Source organism: Xanthomonas sp. 60, assembly GCF_011761925.1.
In genome coordinates this window covers 237515-260533 of record NZ_JAASQW010000006.1, presented here as the reverse complement: position 1 = coordinate 260533, position 23019 = coordinate 237515, and the positions used below count along the sequence as shown (strand labels likewise).

Genomic DNA, 23019 nt, shown 5'->3' with positions numbered 1-23019 from the left:
GCTGGCCGCCAGGCTCAGAACACGCGGCAGAACACCGCCTTCAGATAGCGCGATTCCTGCACGTGGGCCATGAACGGGTGATCCGCGCCGGCACCGGAGACCTTGAGGATCTGGATGGTGCGGCCGGAATAGAACGCCGCCCGGCGCAGCATGTCCAGGAACTGGTCCTCGGCCACCAGGCCGGTGCAGGAGAAGGTGGCAAACAGGCCACCGGGCTTGACCACGCCCAGCGCCAGCTTGTTCATGTCCAGATACTTCTTCAACGCACTGATGACCTGGTCGCGGTCGCGCGTCATCTTCGCCGGGTCCAGGATCACCACGTCGTACTGCTCGCCGCGATTGGCGGCATCGCGCAGCCACGGGAAGATGTCGGACTGCACGAATTTCGGCCGCGCATTGTTCAGGCGCGCATTGCTCTTGGCGATGCCGATGACATCCTCATCGATATCGATGCCCAGCACTTCGCTGGCACCGCGCGCGGCGGCGTACACCGCGAACCCGCCGGTGTTGCAGCACAGATCCAGCACGGTGCGGCCTTCCACCTGCTGGCTCAGCCATTGCCGGTTCTCACGCTGGTCGGCGAAGAAGCCGGTCTTGTGGGCGCCGGCCGGGTCGGCGCGGAAGCGGATGCCGTACTCGGTGATCACCGCCGCTTCGGTGGTGGTGTTGCTGTGGAAATCGAAGCTTTCCTGCTTCTGCACATGCTCGTCGGCAAAGCTGTGGAAGCGGCAGCCGGGGAACTGCTCACGCAGGGCGTCGTAGATCCATTCGCGGTGGCGGAACATGCCGGCGGCGAAGAACTCCACCACCACCAGGTCGTCGTAACGGTCAACGACCAGGCCGGACAGGCCATCGCCCTCGCTGTGCACCACGCGCCAGGCATTGCTGACGGTGTCCAGTTTCAGCACCTCGCGGCGCAGCTCCACGGCCTGGGCGATCTTGCGCGAGAACCAGCCGGCATCGACCGGCACACGCTGGTCGGTTTCCAGGATGCGCACGGCGATGCGCGAATGGCCGTTGTAGAACCCCCGCCCGATGAACTCGCCCTCCACCCCGATCACATCGACGAGGCTGCCGGGCTTGGGCCGGACGGTCGGTTTCTCGACCAGTTTCTGGAAGATCCACGGATGGCTTGAGCGCCAGGCGTTCTTGAGACGGACTACGGGCAGTGGGGTATTCATCGGCCTATTGTAGGACAGGTGCCCGCGTGCTTTGGGCGGGCATTTGACGACAGCCCCGCCAGGCCGCAGAATCGGCCCCAGAAGGGGAGTAGCTCCCAACGTTGTCGCCGTCAATTCGAGCCCGCAGGCTCCGGTGCAACGGCAGTTCCAGGTCACCGGAGCTGTGAGCGAGACCTTCGCCGTACCGGCGAAGCTCTGTCCCTGGATCCCCTTCCGATCCTCCGTTGCAGATCCTCGCCGTGCGGCTTGAGGCTTTTTCCATTCTCCAACGGATAGACAACCCATGCAGACGATCGGCAATTTGTGGTTATGGCTTGGCTTCGGCGCGGTGGTGATCATCGCGCTGCTGGTCGACCTGGTATTGATGCGCCACGGGGGGCCGCACAAGGTCACCTTCAAGGAAGCCCTGTGGTGGTCCATCGGCTGGGTGCTGCTCGCCCTGGCCTTCAACGGTGGCCTCTGGTACTACCTCAACGAGACCGCCGGCCAGGTGGTGGCCAACAAGGTGGGCCTGGAGTTCCTGACCGGCTATCTGGTCGAGAAGGCGCTGGCCGTCGACAACATCTTCGTGTTCCTGATGATCATGGGCTACTTCGCCGTGCCCGAAGAACAGCGCCAGAAGGTGCTGATCATCGGCATCCTCGGGGCGATCGTCCTGCGCACGATCATGATCTTCGCCGGCAGCGTGCTGATCACCAAGTTCCACTGGCTGCTGTATGTGTTCGGCGCGTTCCTGCTGTTCACCGGCTGGAAGATGTGGTTCTCCGCAGGCCAGGAACCTGACCTGGAAACCAATCCGGCGCTGAAGTGGATGCGCAGGCACCTGCGGCTGCTGCCGGATTACGCGGGCAATGCCATGAGCGTGATGCGCGACGGCAAGCGCTGGTACACCCCGCTGTTCGCCGTGCTGATCCTGATCGCCGTCACTGACGTGATCTTCGCCGTGGACAGCATCCCGGCCATCTTCGCCATCACCACCGACCCGTTCATCGTGCTGACCTCGAACGTGTTCGCGGTGCTGGGCCTGCGTGCGATGTTCTTCCTGCTGGCCGGCATGGCCGACCGCTTCCACCTGCTGCCCTACGGCCTGGCGCTGGTGCTGGCCTTCATCGGCATCAAGATGATGATCATCGATCTGTTCAAGATCCCGACCCCGATCTCGCTGGGCGTGGTCGCACTGATCATCGCCGTGACCGTGGTGCTGAGCGTGAAGATCCCACCGAAGCACGACAAGGTCTGACCTTCACGGCGTTGCTCGCCACCGCCGGCGCGGATTGTCCCGCCGGCGGTGGCCACTTTCCCGCGCTGGCCGGGTTGGAATCGGCCCATCCACCGCCATTGCTCTGGTCATGGACAACCGACTTTCTCCCCCGCCCGAAGCGGTACCGACCGCGCCGACCGACCGCATGCGCGTCCTGCGGGCCTTCAACCTGAGCCTGGGCGCTGTGGTCGTGCTGGTGGCCGTGTTCGCCCTGCAGGATGCCTTCGACTGGCGTGCCTGGGCCGTCGCCCCGCTCGAGTGGACCGGCCTGCTGGGCCTTGTCGGCGCGCCGCTGCTGCATGGCTCGGTGGAGCACATCGCGGCCAACAGCGTCGCGCTGCTGATCCTGGGCACCCTGGCCGGAAGCGTTTATCCAAAGGCCACCGTGCGCGCACTGCCGCTGCTGTGGATCGGCTCGGGCATCGGGGCCTGGCTGCTGGGGGATCCGGGCAGCCGGCACCTGGGCGCCAGTGGCGTCACCCATGGAGTGATGTTCCTGCTGGCCAGCCTGGGCCTGCTGCGGCGCGACCGTGCGGCGATCGCCACCGGGCTGATCGGGCTGCTGTTCTATGGCGGCATGCTGCTCACCGTGCTGCCGCATGCGCCGGGCGTGTCGTGGCAGTCGCACATGGGCGGCGCGTTCGCGGGCATCATCGCCGCACTGCTGTTCCGCCGCAGCGACCCGCAGGTGCAGCGGCCACGTTACAGCTGGGAAGACGAGGACGAAGACGACATCCCACTGCGGCCCGACCACGAGCTGGAGCCGCCCTCGCCCGCGCGCGTACCGGTGTTGTGGCAGCCGCGCGAAGGCCAGGACTACGTGGTCATCCCGTTCCGTCGTCCCGATGATCCGTCCGGGCGCTGATGCCGTGCACGTGCCGGATCAGGGAGCGCCGTCCACGGCCTGTCGCCCCACGGCGGGGTCATCGGTGAAGAACGCATCGATGCCGGTGGCCAGGTAGGCGCGGATCTCGGCGATGGAACCTTCGGTGTTGCGGGCGTTTTCGGCACCACGACGCAGATTGGCGGCAATGAAGCTGTTTTCAGGCCTGAACGTATAGGGCACCACCATCAGGCCGGCAGCATGCGCATCGCGCACCAGCGTCGTCGGCGCGCCGAGCGCACCCGTTGCGTCGAGCGGAATGATCGAGCGCAGCTCCGGCCCGATGCCGTCGGCATAGGTGGCGACCTCCTTCAGGCCCGTTGGCGTCAGCATCTGCGCATAGGTCAGCGTACCGCCCGCACGGGCGATGTCGGCCGGCTTCGCATCGCCCTTCCAGGTGAGCTGCAGCAGGCGGATGTTGCTCTGCCGGCCGATCCTGCTGCGCAGGTCGCGCAGGTTGGCGGTCTCGAACGACTGGATCGTGACCGGCGCCACGTTGGTGTAGGCATTGCCACGCAGCGCGGCCACTACCTTGTCCTCCATCGGCAGACCAATCGACTGGAAGTAGGAAGGATGCTTGATCTCAGGCACTAGGCCGATGCCGCGGTTGGCGCGCCCGGCCTGCTGGACCAGAAACGTCAGGATCTCGTCGAAGGTGGCGATGCGGAACTGGCCATCGAAGGCGGTACTGCGCAGCTGCGGCAGGCGCTCGCGCACGAACAGCGTCTTGAGCTCGGCCAGGGTGAAATCTTCGGTGAACCAGCCTTCGACCTGCTCCCCGTCGATCAGCCGGGTGGTTCTGCGACTGGCGAACTCCGGGTGCGAGGCGACGTCGGTCGTGCCGCCGATCTCGTTCTCGTGGCGGGCCACGAGCACGCCGTCGCGGGTCATCACCAGGTCCGGCTCGATATAGTCGGCGCCATCGGAGATGGCCTGCGCATAGGCCGCCAGGGTGTGCTCGGGCAGCAGCGCACTGGCGCCGCGGTGGGCGTAGACCGACGCCTTCGCATCGACCGGTGGGGAGGATTCAGCGCTCATGGCCACCGAGGGTGCCACAGCCAGCGACAACAGCAACACCACACGACCCCACGACTTCACGGCATACCCTCGGTGCTCTACGGAACGCGCGAGTATGCGGCGGGAATGTGACAGCCCGTGGGGCGAGCTGGCGACCGCGCACCGCGCGGGCGTGCAGGCGGCAGCGCCGCTACTTGCCGATGCAGAAGCTGGAGAAGATCTTTCCCAGCAGGTCGTCGGCACTCATCCGCCCGGTGATCTCGCCGAGCGCATCGTGTGCCAGCCGCAGCTCCTCGGCGGCCAGTTCCAGATGGTCATGCCTGAGCTCGGCGTCTGCATGCAGCGCATGCTCCTGCGCACGTTCGATGGCATCCACATGCCGCGCGCGCGCGGAGAACTCGCCCTCGGCCTGTTCGCCGGCGCCCGCCGAGGCGATCGCCCGCAGCCGTGCGTGCAGTGCCTCAAGCCCGGCGCCGGTTGCAGCGGATACGAACACACGGTCCGCGGGCGCGCCTTCCGGCAGGCGGTTGGGCGGCAGCAGGTCGGACTTGTTGTGGATGTACAAACGGTGCGGAACAGCCAGGACGCCGTCGCCGATCGCCGCCTCGCCTGCGGCGGGATCGCGTGCATCGAGCACGATCAAGGCCAGGTCCGTGCGTTCGATCTCCGCGCGCGCGCGCCGCATGCCTTCGCGTTCGATGGGATCGCCGCCGTCGCGCAGGCCCGCCGTATCGATCAGCGTCAGCTCCAGGCCGTCCAGCCGGATGGTCTCGCGCAGCGTGTCGCGCGTGGTGCCGGCGATGTCGGTGACGATGGCGCGCTCGCTGCCGGCCAACGCGTTGAGCAGCGAGCTCTTGCCGGCGTTGGGTGGCCCGATCAGCACGGCGTGCAGGCCGTCACGCAGGCGGCGGCCACGCTCGGCGTCGCGGCGCAGCAGATCCAGCGTTCCGCGGGCCGTGGCAAGGCCCTGGCGGACCTGGTCACCGCCGAGGGTGTCCAACGGTTCGTCGGCGAAATCGATGGCGGCTTCGACGTGAATGCGCAGTCGGACCAGCTGCTGCCCCACCTCATCCACCCGCCGTGAGAACACGCCGTCCAGGGAGCGGCGTGCCGCACGTGCCGCACGCTGGTCACCGGCCGCGATCAGATCGGCGATCGCCTCGGCCTGGGCCAGGTCCAGTTTGCCGTTGAGGAAAGCGCGTTCGCTGAACTCGCCGGGCCGTGCCTGGCGTGCTCCCAGCGCGATGCACCGGGCCACCAGCTGCTGCAGCACCACGGGGCTGCCGTGCCCCTGAAGCTCGATGACCTCCTCCCCGGTGAAACTGTGCGGTGCCGGGAACCACAGCACGAGGCCGTCATCGATCACCTCACCGTCGGCATCGCGAAGACGCGCGTAATGCGCATGCCGTGGGCGCAGCGGCGGCGCGCCGAGCGTGGTGGCGATGGCGGCCGCACGCGGTCCGGACAGACGCAGCATGCCGACGCCGCCGGCGCCTGCAGCGGTGGCGATGGCAACGATGGTGTCGGTAGCAATGGATTCCATGGACCTATTGTGCGGTGAGCCGACGGTAGGGGCCAGACGCAGGAAACCCGCCTTCCGGCGGGTCTCCCTTGCAGCATCTGCGCGGTCTTACTTCTTCTTGACCGGCGCGGTGGGGGTGCTCGTGGCCGGCAACGGATCGCTGCCGTGGCGCTTGGTCATCCACCACTGCTGCAGCAGGCCCAGGCCGCCGTTGACCACCCAGTACAGCACCAGGCCGGACGGCATGAAGGCCATCATGACGCCGAACACGATCGGCATCAGCTGCATCATCTTCTGCTGCATCGGGTCCATGCCGACGGCCGGCGTCAGCTTCTGCGTGGCCCACATCACGGCGACGTTGATCACCGGCAGGATGAAGTACGGATCGCGAGCGGTCAGGTCCTGGATCCAGCCCAGCCACGGCGCCTGACGCAGTTCCACCGATTCCACCAGCACCCAGTACAGCGCGAAGAAGATCGGCATCTGGATGAGGATCGGCAGGCAACCACCCATCGGATTGATCTTTTCCTTCTTGTACAGCTCCATCATCGCGGTCTGGAACTTCTGGCGGTCATCGCCGTAGCGTTCCTTCAGCTGCGCGATGCGCGGCTGGAAGCGACGCATCTTGGCACCACTCTTGTACTGCACGGCCGAGAGCGGATACAGCACCAGCTTGAGCATGATCACCAGGCCGATGATCGCCCAGCCCCAGTTGTTCACCAGCTTGTGGACCTGGTTCAGTACCCAGAACAGGCCCTGGCCGATGACCGCCATCAGCGAGAAACGGCTGTAATCGACGACGCGATCCAGGCCCTTCACGTCTTCCTTGGCGATCTGGTTGACCAGCTTCGGGCCGACCCACAGGCGCGCTTCGGTGCTGACCTGCTGGCCCGGCGCGACGTTGAACGCCGGACCGCGCGCTTCGATCTGGTCACGCCCCTCGTTCTGCGACAGCACGTAGTGGGCGATCTGGTCCTTCTGCGGAATCCACGCGGTGAAGAAGTGGTGCTGCAGCAGGGCCAGCCAACCACCGGTGATGTTGCGGTTGAGCGGGCCGTCTTCCAGGTAATCGGCGAAGGCACGACGCTCGTAGCCGCCTTCGGCACTCCACCAGGTAGCACCGTTGAAGCTGAAGGAATCGGGGTTGGTCATGCTCCGCGACAGGATGGTCGGGGTGCGGTCCAGCGTGCGGAAGACGAAGCCGTTCCACGGCGCCGTTCCGGTGTTGCGGACCACGTCCTTCACCTTGATCGCGTAGTGGTTGCGCGACAGGGTCAGGGTGCGGTCGATCACCACGCCGTTCGGACCGTTCCAGACGAACGGGATGACCAGCTCGTTCTGGCCGTCGGCCAGCGTGAACTGGCGGGCATCGCCGACCAGTTTGAAGCCCGTCGCGCCCGGTACCGGCACGCTCTTGTCTTCACTGGCCCAGCCACTGATCGCGCTGTAGGGGTGGGCAGGGTTCTCGGTCAGCAGCTGGACCGGCGGGCTGCCCTCTTCCTTGGTCTGCGGGAACTGGAGCAGGTCGGCGTCGAGCACGCGGCCACCGTCGAGCACCAGGCGCAGCACGTCGGTGGTGACGGTGATGCGCTCGCTGGCCGGCGCGGCGCTCGCCTGGGCGGTGCCCGCCGCAGCCGGCGTGCCTGCTGCCGTGGGAACCTGCGCTCCGGGCACGCCACCCGGCGTGGCGCCAGGCACGGCCTGCTGGGCGGGCGCGGACGTGGTGGTCGGCGCCGGCGGCGGAGCGGATTTCTCGCGGCTCCATTCCATCCATAGCAGAACGGCCACCATCAGCCAGGCAAAAATCAGGAAAACGCGGGTCTGGTTCATCAGCGGACAGGCTCTGCGGGGCCAGGCGGTGACGCCGGCTCGTTCAAAGAAGGCGATGCGACGCCATCGGGAGGCGGCATTGTGCCGTCCATGACCGGTGCGGGCAATGCACGGAGGCGGCGCAACAGGCGCAGGAAGGCCTGGCGGATATCGTCGTTGCTGGCTTGACGCGCAGCACTCCTCGCAACCACGACGACATCGCCTGGCTGGAGTTCGGCCCGGCAGTGACGCAGGGCATCGCGCAGCACGCGCTTGATCCGGTTACGCCCGACGGCGTGCGGATCCACTTTGCGTGAAACGGCCAGACCCATTCTGGCCGGTCGGTCGCCCGGCAGCCAGTGGAGGGTCATCAGCGGTTCGGACACCCGGCGGGCGCCGTTGAAGACCGTAGAATATTCGGCACGCGTGCGAACCCGCGCAGAGCGAGGAAATCGCTTGCGCGGGTCTGCAGTATTCACTCTCGGAAGGATTGCGTCTGCCGCAGGTAGCGGCATGGCAATCAGGCGCTCAGGACTTTGCGGCCCTTGGCGCGGCGACGCGACAGGATCTTGCGGCCGTCTGCGGTCTTCATACGGGCACGGAAACCGTGGTCGCGCTTACGCTTGAGGTTGCTGGGCTGGAAAGTGCGCTTGGTGGCCATGTTGGGCCTCTCGTATGAAATGGACGGAAAGAACCGGAAATTCTAGAGGTACACCCACCCTCGCGTCAAGTCCTTGTGACTACGTCATTTCATGGGGCTGTGCAATACCTGTGGATGATTTTGTGAATAACTCTTGGACAAGCATTCCAGAGCCCATCGCTCGGTGGTAGTCTGAGTCATCCTCTTTCCCCTTTCCGGCCTCTCGGGACGGCGCTTTCCTGCGCCCGCCCGCTGGCCCAAGAAGATTATTGCTGATGGATGCCTGGTCCCGTTGTCTTGAACGTCTGGAGGCGGAGTTTCCGCCGGAAGACATCCACACCTGGTTGAAGCCGCTGCAGGCCGACCTGCGCGCTGATGCCCTGATCCTGTTCGCCCCCAACGCGTTCATCGTCGACCAGGTCCGCGCGCTGTACCTGCCCCGGATCCGCGAGCTGCTGACCCACTACGCGGGCTTTGGCGACATTTTCCTTGAAATCGGCTCACGTCCACGGCCTGCGGAGTCGCAGATCGCGCAGAATTCGAGCGTTTTTGCCGGTGGTGCAGTCGGTCCGGCGACGCCGGCTTCGATCGAACCGGTAGTGCCGTTCGCCGGCAACATGGATTCACACTACACCTTCGCCAACTTCGTTGAGGGCCGCAGCAACCAGCTGGGCCTGGCAGCGGCGTTCCAGGCAGCGCAGAAGCCGGGCGACCGGGCGCACAACCCCTTGCTGCTGTATGGCGGAACCGGTCTTGGCAAGACCCACCTGATGTTCGCCGCGGGCAACGCGATGCGCGAGGCCAATCCGCATGCAAAGGTGCTCTACCTGCGCTCGGAACAGTTCTTCAGTGCCATGATCCGTGCGCTGCAGGAGAAGACCATGGATCAGTTCAAGCGCCAGTTCCAGCAGGTGGACGCGCTGCTGATCGACGACATCCAGTTCTTCGCTGGCAAGGACCGCACCCAGGAAGAGTTCTTCCACACCTTCAATGCGCTGTTCGATGGCAAGCAGCAGATCATCCTGACCTGCGATCGGTACCCGCGCGAGGTGGAAGGCCTGGAGGCCAGGCTCAAATCGCGCCTGGCCTGGGGGCTGTCGGTGGCGATCGAACCGCCGGACTTCGAGACCCGCGCGGCCATCGTGCTGGCCAAGGCGCGTGAGCGCGGGGCCGAGCTGCCGGATGATGTTGCGTTCCTGATCGCCAAGAAAATGCGCTCCAATGTGCGCGACCTCGAGGGCGCGCTGAATACGTTGACCGCACGTGCCAATTTCACCGGCCGTGCCATCACCACCGAGTTTGCGCAGGAAACCCTGCGTGACCTGCTCCGGGCCCAGCAGCAGGCCATCAGCATCCCCAACATCCAGAAAACGGTGGCCGATTACTACGGACTGCAGATCAAGGATCTGCTGTCCAAGCGGCGGACCCGTTCCCTGGCCCGGCCGCGCCAGATGGCGATGGCATTGACCAAGGAACTGACCGAGCACAGCCTGCCGGAGATTGGCGACGCCTTCGCCGGACGTGACCACACCACGGTGCTGCATGCCTGCCGTCAGATCCGGACGCTGATGGAGACCGACGGCAAGATGCGGGAAGACTGGGACAAGCTCATCCGCAAGTTGAGCGAATGATGCACGTACGCCGATGAGGCGTCATCGTACAAAACGGTGCAGAATCCGGGGGCAAGTGGGGCAAAGGGTGTGGATAAGAAGGGCGTTCCGGAGTGTCGGAATTCCATCCACAGGTTGTTCCCCACCCTGAGGGCCAGTACTGCAAAGGGTTTCAAGCTTACAAATCCCTTCAGATACAGTTACTTAGGGGTGTTTTCCCTGAATTCTGGCTCTACCATCACCACCAAGCTTTTGATTTATCCCATATTTTTTAAAGCATAGGGGCACGGAACCACATGCGTTTCACACTGCAGCGCGAAGCCTTCCTCAAGCCGTTGGCGCAGGTCGTCAACGTGGTCGAACGCCGCCAGACCCTCCCGGTCCTGGCCAATTTCCTCGTGCAGGTCAAGGACGGGCAACTGTCGTTGACGGGTACGGATCTGGAAGTGGAAATGGTGTCGCGGATCGCGGTTGAAGAGGCCCAGGACGGCGAGACCACGATTCCCGCACGGAAGCTGTTCGAGATCATCCGTGCCTTGCCGGATGGCAGCCGCATCACGGTGTCGCAGAACGGCGACAAGATCACGGTCCAGGCGGGTCGCAGCCGGTTTACGCTGGCCACCCTGCCCGCCAATGATTTCCCGTCGGTGGATGAAGTCGAGGCGACCGAACGGGTCGCGATCGGCGAAGCCACGTTGAAAGAGCTGATCGAGCGCACGGCGTTCGCCATGGCGCAGCAGGATGTGAGGTATTACCTCAATGGACTGCTGTTCGACCTGCGCGGCGACGCCCTGCGGACGGTCGCCACCGATGGCCACCGCCTGGCGCTCTGCGAGACCGAACTGGCCAAGCCGAGTGGTTCCAAGCGCCAGATCATCGTGCCGCGCAAGGGTGTTACCGAGCTGCAGCGGCTGCTGGAGAGCGGCGATCGCGAGATCGAGCTGGAGGTGGGTCGCAGCCATGTCCGCGTGAAGCGCGATGATGTGACCTTTACCTCCAAACTCATCGACGGACGTTTCCCGGACTACGAGGCCGTCATTCCGATTGGCGCGGATCGTGAGGTGCGGGTGGAACGGGAGTCACTGCGCGCATCGCTGCAGCGTGCGGCCATTCTGTCGAACGAGAAGTACCGTGGCATCCGCGTCGAGGTTTCGCCGGGCAACCTGAAGATCAGCGCACACAATCCGGAACAGGAAGAGGCGCAGGAAGAGATCGAGGCGGAGACCGATGTCAACGACCTGGCGATCGGCTTCAACGTGAACTATCTGCTCGATGCCCTTTCTGCGCTGCGCGATGAGCAGGTGGTCATCCAGCTGCGGGATTCCAATTCGTCGGCGTTGGTGCGCGAGGCAAGCAACGAACGTTCGCGTCATGTCGTCATGCCGTTGCGACTCTGACCTCAGGTTTCACGTGGAACATGAAGCGCCCGACTCGTTCGGGCGTTTTTTTTGTTCCACGTGGAGCATGCGTATTCCGGATTCTGAACTCCCGCTCGGTGTGGCGTTGGTGTACTGCATCCAGCTGGGGCTGACGTTCTCAGTCGTCACTGTCTGTCGCGATGTGCTCAAACGGCAGGCTTCCGCTAGCGACGTCGAGCCTGCTATCCACAGTCGTGGAAATGGTCTGTCCGATATCAGCAAAGCTTTAAATCTGGGTATAAATCTAAAGCATGGTGGTGATGGTAGGCTCAGATTTCAGGGAAAAGATAGGTAAGTCACTGATAATTAAGGTTTTATGGATGGTGAATCCCCCTGTATCAACGAGCGGGAGCTGGGTGGAAAGCTGTGGATAGTTTTCGGCCCGTTCCAGGTTCGCTATTTTATCCACAGGTTGTCCAAGGCCTCCTGCGTATCCATACAGGCCCCTTGTGGACACGTGTGCTAAGGACTTGGAATTTCTTGAAATCTGAGCGCCCAATCAGGGGTGAGGTGCTCAGATTTAAAGGAAAAAAGAGGTTTCCCCTGCCCCTGCGCGCTCGGTAGGGCAGCCGGACGGTCATGGACGATGCTCAGCGACCAGATCCAGGACGCACGGCGGAGACGGGAACACTCGGCAGATCCGCCGGTTCGAAAACCTCCAACGCGACGGCGTTGACGGACTGCGGCGGTCCTTGACCGATGCAGTAAGCTGGGACGTCCCCCCGCTCCGCTGGCGTACCGTTTCTCAATGCTCATCCGCCGACTTGCGATCAGCCAGCTTCGCCGTTTCGAAGCGGTGGAACTCTCGCCCCAGCCAGGCCTGAACCTGCTGACCGGTGACAACGGCGCGGGCAAGACCAGCGTTCTCGAGGCGCTGCATCTGATGGCCTATGGCCGCAGCTTCAGGGGACGCGTCCGGGATGGTTTGATCCGCAGTGGGCATGACGCGCTCGAAGTCTTCGTCGAATGGGATGAGACCACGTCGGGTCACTCAGACGTTCGACGTCGTGCCGGACTGCGGCATACCGGTCACGCCTGGGCGGGTCGGCTGGACGGAGAGGATGTGGCACAGCTCGGCAACCTATGTGCGGCGTTGGCCGTCGTGACCTTCGAGCCGGGGAGCCATGCGCTGGTCAGCGGCGGCGGAGAACCGCGCCGGCGTTTCCTCGATTGGGGACTGTTCCACGTGGAACCTGATTTTCTTGCGCTCTGGCGCCGGTACTCGCGGGCACTCAAGCAGCGCAATGCTCTTCTAAAGCAGGGGGGGCCGGGACGGATGCTCGATGCGTGGGACCATGAACTGGCTGAGTCCGGCGAGCCACTGACAGGTCGGCGCCTTCACTACCTGGAGCGGCTTCAGTCGCGAGCGATCGCACTTGCGGAAACGTTGGCGCCGCAGCTCGGGCTGCAGGCGGTGAGCTTCAATCCCGGCTGGCGCCGCCAAGAGGTGCCCTTGGCCGATGCCCTGCTGCTGGCGCGGGAACGCGACCGCCAGGCTGGCTATACCTCGGTGGGTCCGCACCGTGCGGACTGGACCTGCCTGTTCGCGGCCATCCCCGGGCGCGATGCGCTCTCACGGGGACAGGCCAAGCTCACCGCGTTGGTGTGCCTCTTGGCGCAGGCCGAAGACTACGCCGAGCAGCGCCAACACTGGCCGGTGATTGCCTTGGACGACCTCGCATCGGAACTGGACCGGACCCATCAGGCGAAAGTCATCGAACGGCTTCTGGCAGGTCCAGCACAGATCTTCGTGACCGCCACCGAGACGCCCCCCGCGCTGGTCGACGCTGCCGCGGTCACCCGGTTCCACGTGGAACATGCACAGATCGTGGCTGTGCCATAGTGCACCGACGGGCCATGAGGGCCCGGCTGGTATAATTCCTGCTGCACCCCCTATTTCACGGCGCGCCCCTCTGGTGGCGCCCGACCTGCGGAGCCTACGGCAAGCGCAATGACTGACGAACAGAACACTCCGACGACGCCGAACGGCACCTACGATTCCAGCAAGATCACCGTGTTGCGTGGCCTGGAAGCCGTCCGCAAGCGCCCCGGCATGTATATCGGCGATGTGCACGACGGCACGGGCCTGCACCACATGGTTTTCGAAGTCGTCGACAACTCTGTCGATGAAGCCCTCGCCGGCCACGCCGACGATATCGTGGTCAAGATCCTGACCGACGGCTCGGTGTCTGTCTCCGACAATGGCCGCGGCATTCCCGTGGACATCCACAAGGAAGAGAACGTTTCGGCGGCTGAGGTCATCCTCACCGTGCTTCATGCCGGTGGCAAGTTCGATGACAACAGCTACAAGGTGTCAGGCGGTCTGCATGGTGTGGGCGTATCCGTGGTCAACGCCCTGTCCGAGCACCTGTGGCTGGATGTCTGGCGCGACGGCCATCATTACCAGCAGGAGTATTCGCTGGGCGAGCCGCAGTACCCGCTGAAGAAGCTGGAAGCTTCGGAAAAGCGCGGTACCACGCTGCGCTTCAAGCCGGCGGTGGAGATCTTCTCCGACGTCGAGTTCCATTACGAGATCCTTGCCCGCCGCCTGCGTGAGCTTTCGTTCCTCAACTCCGGCGTCAAGATCACGCTGATCGATGAGCGCGGTGACGGCCGGCGCGATGATTTCCATTACGAGGGCGGTATCCGCAGCTTCGTTGAGCATCTCGCGCAACTGAAGACGCCCTTGCACCCCAACGTGATCTCGGTGACCGGTGAATCCAACGGCATCGTGGTGGACGTGGCCATGCAGTGGACCGATGTCTACCAGGAAACAATGTACTGCTTCACCAACAACATCCCGCAGAAGGACGGCGGCACCCATCTGGCCGGCTTCCGCGCGGCGCTGACCCGGACCCTGAGCAACTACATCGAAAAGAGCGGCATCGCCAAGCAGGCCAAGATCAGCCTGACCGGTGAGGACATGCGCGAGGGCATGATCGCGGTGCTTTCGGTGAAAGTCCCCGATCCCAGCTTCTCCAGCCAGACCAAGGAAAAGCTGGTCAGCTCGGATGTCAAGCCGGCGGTGGAAAGCACCTTCGGATCACGGCTGGAAGAATTCCTTCAGGAAAACCCCAACGAAGCCAAGGCAATCGCTGGCAAGATCGTCGACGCCGCCCGTGCCCGCGAAGCCGCCCGCAAGGCGCGTGATCTGACGCGTCGCAAGGGTGCACTGGACATCGCCGGCCTGCCGGGCAAACTGGCCGACTGCCAGGAAAAGGATCCGGCGCTGTCGGAGCTGTTCATCGTCGAGGGCGACTCCGCAGGCGGCTCGGCCAAGCAGGGCCGCAACCGCAAGAACCAGGCAGTGCTGCCGTTGCGCGGCAAGATCCTCAACGTGGAACGTGCGCGCTTCGACCGCATGCTGGCCTCTGATCAGGTGGGGACGTTGATCACCGCGCTGGGCACAGGCATCGGCCGCGACGAATACAACCCGGACAAGCTGCGCTACCACAAGATCATCATCATGACCGACGCCGACGTCGACGGCGCGCATATCCGTACGCTGCTGTTGACGTTCTTCTACCGCCAGATGCCGGAACTGATCGAGCGCGGCTATGTCTATATCGGCCTGCCGCCGCTGTACAAGATCAAGCAGGGCAAGACCGAGCTGTACCTGAAGGACGATCCCGCGCTGGACAGCTACCTGGCCAGCAGCGCGGTCGAGAACGCCTCGCTGGTACCGGCGACAGGCGAACCGGCCATCGAGGGCGTGGCCCTGGAGAAGCTCCTGCTGGCCTACGCCGGCGCCCGGGAAGCCATCGAGCGCAACGCGCACCGCTATGATCGCCAGCTGCTGCAGGCGCTGCTGGATTTCATGCCGATGGACCTGGACCACCTGCGCTCGGCGCCGGCGGACCAGGGTCTGGCATCGCTGGCCGCCCGCCTCAACCAGGGCAGCCTGGGCTCGGCGCGTTTCAGCCTTGAACTGCAGGAACCCAACGATCAGCGCCCTGCGGCCGTGCTGGTGACGCGTCGCCACATGGGCGAAGAGCTGATCCAGGTGCTGCCATTGGCCGCCTTCGACGGCGGCGAGCTGCGTGCGATCTACCAGGCCGCGTCCCTGCTGCATGGGCTGGTGCGCGACGGTGCTGTGATCAGCCGCGGTGCCAAGTCGATCGAGATCGGCAGTTTCGCCCAGGCCCAGGCCTGGCTGCTGGACGAAGCCAAACGCGGTCGGCAGATCCAGCGCTTCAAGGGCCTGGGTGAAATGAATCCCGAGCAGCTGTGGGATACCACGGTGAACCCGGAGACGCGTCGCCTGCTGCAGGTGCGCATCGAGGATGCCGTCGCCGCCGACCAGATTTTCAGCACCCTCATGGGTGATGTGGTCGAGCCGCGCCGCGACTTCATCGACAGCAATGCGCTGAAGGTCGCCAACCTGGATATCTGACACAATCCGGAGCTGCCGGCGCGGTGTCATCCGCGCCGGTTTCTGCCTCCCTTGCAGGTCACCGATGTCCGCACCGTTGCCGTCTACCCCCGCCTCCGGCTCCTCACGCCCCCCGGCCCCGCGCCAACCGGGCTCGCCCCTGGCGGGGTTTCTGATCGATCTGGGCCTCAGCTCGGCGCTGCTGTTCGCGCTGAGCTTTGTTGCATGGATCGTCTGGGGGGTGGTCCAGTCCGTCCAGGTGAGCCCGCCTACCGCGCCGGGTGGACTGCAGCAGGCCGTCCCCGCGCTCGGGCAGCCGGGTGCGCTGGCGCAGATCCTGATGGCGCTGGCGGGGACCGGCGGCGCAGCGCTGATCGTCTATTTCTGGCGTCGCCGTGCGAGCGCCGAGGAACAGCGCCGTAGTGTCCAGGCGGTGCGCCAGCCGGGCACCTGGGGATGGACGGTGCTTGTCGGTGTGCTGGTGATCGTGGGCAGCAACGGCATCGCCTTCCTCGCCCGCCAGGCCGGCATCGAGCCGGTGCCGACCAATCTTGCCCTCATGAGCCGGGCCTGGGAGCAGTTCCCGCTGTTCCTGACCCTGTTCGCCGTGCTGCTTGCGCCCGCCTACGAGGAACTGCTGTTCCGGCGGATCCTGTTCGGGCGCCTGTGGCAGGCGGGACGTCCGCTGCTCGGGGCGGTGCTCAGCAGCCTGGCGTTCGCATTGATCCATGAACTGCCGGGAACAAGCGGCAATGGGCCGATGGCGATCGCCCAGTTGTGGCTGATCTATGGCGGCATGGGCGCAGCGTTCTGCTGGCTCTACCAACGCACCGGGACGTTGTGGGCGCCCATCGCGGCGCATGGTCTCAACAACGCCGTCGCCCTCGCTGCCCTGGCTCTTTCCGGCACCGTCTGACGCTTGAGGCGCGCTGCCCTGCGCTTGACGAAATGTTAAGCCGTGTACGCACACACTCCGGCTATGAACACGGGGGATTGAGACCATGAAACGACTCTTGCTGGCTTTCACCATTGCCACTGTGGTCAGCGCATGCGCGACCACCACCTCGCCCACCGGCCGTCGACAGGTCGTGGGCGGTGTCTCACAGGCACAGCTGGACCAGCTCGGCGCGCAGGCGTTCGCCGAAACCAAACAGAAAGACAAGCTCAGCACGGATGGCAAGCAGAACGGCTACGTGCAGTGCGTGGTCAATGCACTGGTCGCCCAGCTGCCTTCGCAGTACCGCAGCGTACGGTGGGAAACGGCCCTCTTCGTCAATGCCGAACCCAATGCGTTCGCGCTGCCGGGCGGCAAGGTGGGCGTCAATACGGGCATCTTCACCGTCGCCAAGAACCAGGACCAGTTGGCCGCAGTGATCGGCCACGAGATCGGTCATGTGATCGCCCGCCACCACGAGGAGCGCATCACACGCCAGATGGGCGCCCAGACGGGGTTGTCGGTGCTGGGCGCGCTGGCCGGTGCGGCCTACGGCGACACGGCAGCGAGCGCGGTGAACCAGGTCGGCAGCGGTGCCGCACAGACGCTGTTCCTGCTGCCGGGCTCGCGCACGCAGGAAAGCGAGGCGGACGTGGTGGGTCAGCGGCTGATGGCTGAAGCGGGCTTCGACCCCGCCCAGGCCATCAACCTGTGGCAGAACATGATGGCGGCCAGCGGTGGTCGCAGTCCGCAGTGGCTCTCCACCCACCCGGATCCGGCCAACCGCATCCGCGAACTGCAGCGCGACGCACCGGCGCTTGAAGGGGTCTATCGTCAGGCGCAGGCGGCGGGACGGGCGCCGCGCTGTAGCTGAGGACCCGTTAATTTGCTGTGATGCAGCACAGGAAACGGTTTCTCACGTCCCAGAACTCTGATACGTTTGGCGGCTCAGATTTTTCTGACGTCCGTCCTACCTGCCGCGATGCGGTCCGATAGAGGTGAAAGATGATTCTCCGTAACCACAAGCAGGCCCTGCTCACCGCACTCGTCGTCACCGCCGTCAGCGGCGCCGTGGTCACTGACGCATTCGCACAGACGCGTTCGGCGGATCGTTCGGAACAGCGCGAGCGCCGCGGCGGCAAGGCCGCCCAGGCCGAAGTGCTGTACCCCAATGCCACCCGCAAAGAGCCGGGCCTGAAGGCCTCGCCGAAGCTGGGCAAGGACCTGCAGAAGCTGGTTGACAGCTACAACGACGAGAAGTTCCCGGAAACGATCACTCTCGCCGATGCGATCCTGGCAAATTCCGCTGCCAACAACTACGACAAATCGCTCGCCGCGCAGCTGGCCTCGCAGGCCGCCTACCAGCAGGACGACGTTGCCGCTGCCAAGCGCTACCTGCAGCAGGTGCTGGATCTCAACGGCCTGGACAACAACGGCCACCTGCAGTCCATGGTGATGCTGGCCCAGCTGCAGCTGCAGGACGATGACAAGGCCGAGCAGGCCAAGGGCCTGACCCTGATCGACAAGTACTTCGCCGAGAGCGGTTCGACCAAGCCGGAAGAGCTGGTGGTCAAGGGCCAGGCGCTGTACCAGCTGGAGCGCTACAGTGAAGCGATCCCGGTGCTGCAGCAGGCCATCGCCGCGTCCCCGGAGCCGAAGGACCAGTGGAACCAGCTGCTGATGGCGGCGTATTCGGAAGGCGGTCAGACCGGCGAAGCCATCAAGGCGGCCGAAGCGCTGGCGGCGAAGAATCCGAACGACAAGAAGGCCCAGATCAATCTCGCCAGCATGTACATGCAGGCCGACCAGATGGACAAGGCGGCCGCGGTGATGGACAAGCTGCGTGCCTCCGGCCAGCTGAGCGAAGAGCGCGAATACAAGCAGCTCTATTCGATCTACGCCAACATGGAAAACCGCGAGAAGGATGTCATCGCGGTGACCGACGAGGGCCTGCAGAAGGGTGTGCTGAAGCCGGATTACCAGGTGTACCTGGCCCGTGCGCAGGCTTACTACTATTCCGAGCCGCAGAAGATCGCCGAGGCGATCGGCGAGTGGCAGAAAGCCGCTCCGCTTTCGCCCAATGGTGAGACCTATCTGAATCTGGCACGCGTATTGCACAGCGAAGGACGGGTGCCGGAAGCGAAGGAAGCAGCACGCCAGGCGAAGGCCAAGGGTGGCCTGAAGAACGCTGCGGATGCGGACAAAATCATCAACCTGAAGTAAGTAAGAATAACGCCTGAATGCCTGCGCAAAACGCGCGCAGGCACTCAGGATTGGTATAAGCTTGGAGGTTCCTGCGGTGTCATGCACCGCTGATCAGGGATCCCGCCCCCGGGCATCCCAGCCCCACTATCGAGCTCTTGGCGCATGACGGAACAACTTGTCTTTCACCGCTACGAACAAACTGCCGACAAGGGACTGAGCTGGCCCCGAATCGTCGGTATCGCGTTTGTCATTGGCCTCCATGCGGCCGCTTTCATGATGCTTCTGATTCCCGCCGTGGCCCCCAAGGCCGTTGCGGAAAAAGAACGCAACGTGATGGTGACCATCGTCGACGCACCGCCGCCGCCGCCACCGCCGCCGCCGCCGCCGCCGCCGGATGAGACGCCGCCGCCGCCGGTCAAGAACCTGTCGCCGCCCAAGCCCTCGCCCGTCCCGCCGCCGCCGCAGGCGCCGGTCGTCGACGTGCCGGATCCGCGCCCGACCGACATCGTGACCCCGCCGTCGCCGCCTGCGCCGCCGGCGCCGCCGAGCAGCATCGAAGCCAGCGTCGACATCTCGTCGAAGGCCATGAACCCCCCGCGTTACCCGCCGGCCGCATTCCGTGCAGGTATCCAGGGTGAGGTGATCCTGATCATCGATGTCGATGCCAACGGCAACGTCACCAATGTCACGGTCGAAAAATCCAGCCGTAACCGCGACCTGGATCGCGCCGCGATGGAAGCAGCACGCAAGTGGCGCTTCAACGCTGCGGAATCCAACGGACAGAAAGCCGCGGGCCGTGTCCGCGTGCCGGTCAACTTTGCACTGAACTGATCCACGCGGGGCGGCTCGCCGGCCTCCCCTCGCTGACGGTTCTTCATGTTCAGCTACACCCTTCAACACCACACACAACAAAGGTAAGCGTCATGCTGCAGGAAATTTTCATCGCCGCTGCTGCCGGGGGCAACTCCAACGCCCTGTCGCAGATGGGCTTCGAGCACCTCATCCATGAAATGACCAGCCAGCCGGGAGAGTTCGCAGTCTCCTGGGTGGTGCTGATCACCCTGATCGTGATGTCGGCGCTGTCCTGGTACTGGACCGTCATCAACATCTTCCGCGCCAGCCGCCTGAAGGCCGCTGCGGACAAGGTCACCTCGCTGTTCTGGAACACCCCGAACGCGCAGGACGCCATCCGCGCCATGGAAGAGCAGCCCGCTTCCGAGCCGTTCTCCAAGATCGCCCTGGACGCTGCCCAGGCCGCTGCCCACCACCAGCGCGCCGAAGGCGTGACCACCGGTGGCCTCGGCGAATCGCTGAGCCGTTCGGAGTTCGTCGACCGCGCCCTGCGCCAGGCCGTCACCCGTGAGAGCAACAACCTGCAGTCGGGCATGACCCTGCTGGCCACCGTCGGCGCGACCGCTCCGTTCGTGGGTCTGCTGGGTACCGTGTGGGGCATCTACGGCGCGCTGATCAAGATCGGTGCGACCGGTTCGGCCTCCATCGACGCCGTTGCCGGCCCGGTGGGTGAAGCGCTGATCATGACCGCGATCGGCCTGTTCGTGGCTATCCCGGCCGTGTTCGCCTTCAACTTCTTCAGCAAGATCAACAGCGCGACCATCAGCCGTTTCGATACGTTCGCGCACGACCTGCATGACTTCTTCGCCACCGGTTCGCGCGTCCGCTAAGGACGCGCTGTACCCGGCACGAAGGTAGTTCAACACGATCTAGACGGAGCCCGTTATGGCTTTCAGTAGTGGTAACAGCGGCGGCCCCATGGCCGACATCAACGTGACGCCCCTCGTGGACGTGATGCTGGTGCTGCTGATCATCTTCATCATCACGGCGCCTCTGATGTCCCACAAGGTCAAGGTCGAGCTGCCGGAGGCGAACCTGATCCAGAATCCGGAAGATGCCGAGAAGCGTGCCAGCCCGATCACCCTGGCGGTGAAGGAAGACGGTTCGGTGTACTGGAACGACGAGGAAATCGATCGCGGGACGCTCGAGTCCCGCCTCGCCACCGCCGCCCAGCAGACGCCGCAGCCGCCTCTCAACCTGCGTGGTGACCGCACCACCAAGATGCGCATCATCAACGACCTGACCAAGGTCGCGCAGGAACAGGGCATGCTGGACGTCGGCTTCGTTGCGACCAAAGAGAAGGGGCAGTAAGCCATGGCATTCAGTTCTGGTGGTGGCAAGGGCCCCATGGCCGACATCAACGTCACGCCCCTCGTGGACGTGATGCTGGTTCTGCTGATCATCTTCATCGTGACCGCGCCGATCATGACCTACCCGATCGCCGTGGATCTGCCGCAGCGTGTTCTCAACCCACCACCGGTGACCGTTGAGCCGCCGCCGCCGATCGAGCTGCGCGTGGACACCAGCAACCAGGTGTTCTGGAACAACAGCCCGGTGGCGACGACCGAGCTGCAGCAGCGCATGGAGCAGGAAGTCCAGCGTGATCCGTCCAACCAGCCCGAGCTGCGCATCGACGCCAGCCCGGACTCGGAATACGAGACCATGGCGAAGATCCTGGCTGCGGCCAAGAATGCGCAGATGAAGAAGATCGGCTTCGTACAGCAGTAAACGCACGACCAAGTCATGACGCGACTGGAAAACGCCCCTGCCTGCAGGGGCGTTTTTTTGTGCAGGCGGATGCACCGCCATCACCCGCGTTGGCTATCATCCGCCGATGCCCGCATTCATCGATGTCCTGCGCGACTGGTTCGACGCCGCTCCCCACCTGGGACCCTGGCTCGCCGCAACGTACGCGCTCTATCTGCTTTCGCTGTCGTTCTACATCGTGCTGCAGAAGCGCGAGCCGATCGCCACGCTGAGCTGGATCCTCTCACTCGCCGCCCTGCCCTACATCGGGCTGCTGATCTATTACCTGCTCGGGCCGCAGAAGGTGAAACGCCAGCGCCTGCGCCGCGGACGCGCGCGCTCGGGCATGGAGCACTACAGCAGCGTGTGTCCACCGGACGCGGACTGCACCGAGCTGGCGGCGATCGCGCAGGCCACGACCGGACTGGCACCCAGCACGGCCACCGAACTGGAGTGGCTGGTGGATGGGGCCGCCACCTACGATGCATTGCTGGAAGCCATCGACCAGGCGCGCGACCACGTCCACCTGGAGTACTACATCTACGAGCCCGACCATACCGGTACCGCCGTGCGCGATGCGCTGGTGCGCGCCGCCAGGCGCGGGGTCAAGGTCCGCATGCTGCTCGATGCCGTGGGCGCGGCGGGCGTGCGCAAGCGCTTCCTCGCGCCCCTGCTGGACGCCGGGGGTGAAGCGGTCTGGTTCCATCCGCGGCAGCTGCTCAAGCCCTTCAAGCGCCCCTGGCTCAACCTGCGCACGCACCGCAAGCTGGTGGTGATCGACGGACTGACCGCGTTCACCGGCGGCATCAACATCACTGACGACGAGAACGAACGGCAACGCCCCAACGCATTCCGCGACCTGCACATGCGTATCCGCGGCCACGTGGTGCGCAGCCTGCAGCTGGTCTTCATGGAGGACTGGCTGTACGCCAGCGGCCAGGACGCCAAGTCCTTCCCGCAGGACCGTCTGTGGCCACGGGAAACACCTGCCCGCGATGACGGCGACATCGACACGCAGGTCCTCATCTCCGGCCCGGATTCAGCGTGGGAGACCATCCACCGCCTGCACGTGGAGGCCATTCACGAGGCCCGCGAGCGGGTGTGGCTGGTGACCCCCTACTTCGTGCCCGGCGAGGCCGCGCGCATGGCGCTGACCTCCGCAGCGCTGGCCGGCCTGGACGTGCGGCTGCTCGTGCCGAAGGTCAGTGACTCCTGGCTGGTCACCCAGGCCGCGCGCTCGTACTTCGACGAACTGCTCCAGGCCGGGGTGAAGATCTACGAGTACACCGCCGGCATGCTGCACACCAAGGCCTTCATCGCCGATGACGGGGTGTGCATCGTCGGGACCGCGAACTTCGACCATCGCAGCTTCCGCCTCAACTTCGAGCTGTCGATGATGATCCGCGACAAGGGCCGCGTCGCGGCGCTGGCCACCATTCTCGAGCGCGAGTATTCCTCGGCCAGCCGCGTGCACAATGAGCGCGACCGTGCCCTGTGGCGGCACCGGCTGCCGGAGGCGGTCGCGCGGCTGGCCTCGCCGCTGCTGTAGGCAGGGCGCTACACTTCGGC

At 64.7% G+C, this 23019-nt stretch carries 20 protein-coding genes; 14 read left to right on the top strand and 6 right to left on the bottom strand.

Going from position 1 to position 23019, the window contains the following annotated elements; all coding sequences use genetic code 11:
• Positions 1 to 14: 14 nt before the first annotated feature.
• Positions 15 to 1181, bottom strand: coding sequence for a class I SAM-dependent rRNA methyltransferase (locus FHY09_RS13655; RefSeq protein ID WP_166927433.1), 1167 nt, complete (start codon positions 1179 to 1181; stop codon positions 15 to 17).
• Positions 1182 to 1464: 283 nt separating this feature from the next.
• On the opposite strand from FHY09_RS13655, the gene FHY09_RS13650 reads away from it, so the two are divergent.
• Both FHY09_RS13650 and FHY09_RS13645 read left to right on the top strand, forming a co-directional pair.
• Positions 1465 to 2421: a TerC family protein gene (locus FHY09_RS13650; RefSeq protein ID WP_166927432.1), complete on the top strand. Its 957-nt coding sequence runs from the start codon at positions 1465 to 1467 to the stop codon at positions 2419 to 2421.
• Between the two features lie 109 nt (positions 2422 to 2530).
• Positions 2531 to 3307, top strand: a complete 777-nt coding sequence (locus FHY09_RS13645; RefSeq protein ID WP_166927431.1) for a rhomboid family intramembrane serine protease — start codon at positions 2531 to 2533, stop codon at positions 3305 to 3307.
• Between the two features lie 18 nt (positions 3308 to 3325).
• Here the strand turns inward: FHY09_RS13645 and FHY09_RS13640 are convergent, their stop codons facing one another.
• The 5 genes from FHY09_RS13640 to rpmH form a co-directional block, all read right to left on the bottom strand.
• Positions 3326 to 4423 (bottom strand): glycerophosphodiester phosphodiesterase, encoded by a 1098-nt coding sequence (locus FHY09_RS13640; RefSeq protein WP_166927430.1) that lies wholly within the window; start codon positions 4421 to 4423, stop codon positions 3326 to 3328.
• A gap of 109 nt (positions 4424 to 4532) precedes the next feature.
• Positions 4533 to 5885, bottom strand: a complete 1353-nt coding sequence (gene mnmE, locus FHY09_RS13635) for a tRNA uridine-5-carboxymethylaminomethyl(34) synthesis GTPase MnmE (RefSeq protein WP_166927429.1) — start codon at positions 5883 to 5885, stop codon at positions 4533 to 4535.
• Positions 5886 to 5972: 87 nt separating this feature from the next.
• Positions 5973 to 7694, bottom strand: coding sequence for a membrane protein insertase YidC (gene yidC / locus FHY09_RS13630; protein WP_166927428.1), 1722 nt, complete (start codon positions 7692 to 7694; stop codon positions 5973 to 5975).
• On the bottom strand, positions 7694 to 8188 hold the full coding sequence (gene rnpA / locus FHY09_RS13625) for a ribonuclease P protein component (RefSeq protein WP_166927427.1): 495 nt from the start codon (positions 8186 to 8188) through the stop codon (positions 7694 to 7696). The genes yidC and rnpA overlap by 1 nt, the downstream gene beginning before the upstream one ends.
• A 5-nt stretch (positions 8189 to 8193) precedes the next feature.
• Positions 8194 to 8334 (bottom strand): 50S ribosomal protein L34, encoded by a 141-nt coding sequence (rpmH, locus tag FHY09_RS13620; protein ID WP_006404565.1) that lies wholly within the window; start codon positions 8332 to 8334, stop codon positions 8194 to 8196.
• Between the two features lie 254 nt (positions 8335 to 8588).
• Here rpmH and dnaA point away from each other — a divergent pair, with 254 nt between their 5' ends.
• From dnaA to cls, 12 genes are all read left to right on the top strand, one after another.
• Entirely contained in the window at positions 8589 to 9944 is a 1356-nt protein-coding gene (gene dnaA / locus FHY09_RS13615) for a chromosomal replication initiator protein DnaA (RefSeq protein ID WP_166927426.1), read from the top strand.
• 275 nt (positions 9945 to 10219) lie between these two features.
• Entirely contained in the window at positions 10220 to 11320 is a 1101-nt protein-coding gene (gene dnaN / locus FHY09_RS13610) for a DNA polymerase III subunit beta (RefSeq protein WP_166927425.1), read from the top strand.
• 769 nt (positions 11321 to 12089) lie between these two features.
• Positions 12090 to 13184, top strand: a complete 1095-nt coding sequence (gene recF, locus FHY09_RS13605) for a DNA replication/repair protein RecF (RefSeq protein WP_166927424.1) — start codon at positions 12090 to 12092, stop codon at positions 13182 to 13184.
• A 108-nt stretch (positions 13185 to 13292) separates the two neighbouring features.
• Positions 13293 to 15734 carry a DNA topoisomerase (ATP-hydrolyzing) subunit B gene (gene gyrB / locus FHY09_RS13600; protein ID WP_166927423.1) on the top strand — a complete coding sequence of 814 codons (2442 nt, stop codon included), beginning with the start codon at positions 13293 to 13295 and terminating at the stop codon, positions 15732 to 15734.
• 64 nt (positions 15735 to 15798) lie between these two features.
• Positions 15799 to 16629, top strand: coding sequence for a CPBP family intramembrane glutamic endopeptidase (locus FHY09_RS13595; protein WP_166927422.1), 831 nt, complete (start codon positions 15799 to 15801; stop codon positions 16627 to 16629).
• An 85-nt stretch (positions 16630 to 16714) separates the two neighbouring features.
• Positions 16715 to 17521, top strand: coding sequence for a M48 family metallopeptidase (locus FHY09_RS13590; RefSeq protein WP_166927421.1), 807 nt, complete (start codon positions 16715 to 16717; stop codon positions 17519 to 17521).
• 131 nt (positions 17522 to 17652) lie between these two features.
• Positions 17653 to 18870, top strand: a complete 1218-nt coding sequence (locus FHY09_RS13585; protein WP_166927420.1) for a tetratricopeptide repeat protein — start codon at positions 17653 to 17655, stop codon at positions 18868 to 18870.
• A 144-nt stretch (positions 18871 to 19014) separates the two neighbouring features.
• The gene (locus FHY09_RS13580; protein WP_166927419.1) at positions 19015 to 19683 is read left to right on the top strand and encodes an energy transducer TonB; all 669 of its coding nucleotides are present in this window, start codon (positions 19015 to 19017) and stop codon (positions 19681 to 19683) included.
• 92 nt (positions 19684 to 19775) lie between these two features.
• Positions 19776 to 20534 carry a TonB-system energizer ExbB gene (exbB, locus tag FHY09_RS13575; RefSeq protein ID WP_166927418.1) on the top strand — a complete coding sequence of 253 codons (759 nt, stop codon included), beginning with the start codon at positions 19776 to 19778 and terminating at the stop codon, positions 20532 to 20534.
• Between the two features lie 55 nt (positions 20535 to 20589).
• On the top strand, positions 20590 to 21015 hold the full coding sequence (locus tag FHY09_RS13570; protein ID WP_166927417.1) for an ExbD/TolR family protein: 426 nt from the start codon (positions 20590 to 20592) through the stop codon (positions 21013 to 21015).
• A 3-nt stretch (positions 21016 to 21018) separates the two neighbouring features.
• Complete coding sequence (locus tag FHY09_RS13565) at positions 21019 to 21432, top strand: ExbD/TolR family protein (RefSeq protein ID WP_166927416.1); 414 nt, start codon at positions 21019 to 21021, stop codon at positions 21430 to 21432.
• A 106-nt stretch (positions 21433 to 21538) separates the two neighbouring features.
• Positions 21539 to 22999 (top strand): cardiolipin synthase, encoded by a 1461-nt coding sequence (gene cls / locus FHY09_RS13560; RefSeq protein WP_166927415.1) that lies wholly within the window; start codon positions 21539 to 21541, stop codon positions 22997 to 22999.
• Positions 23000 to 23019 lie beyond the last annotated feature (20 nt).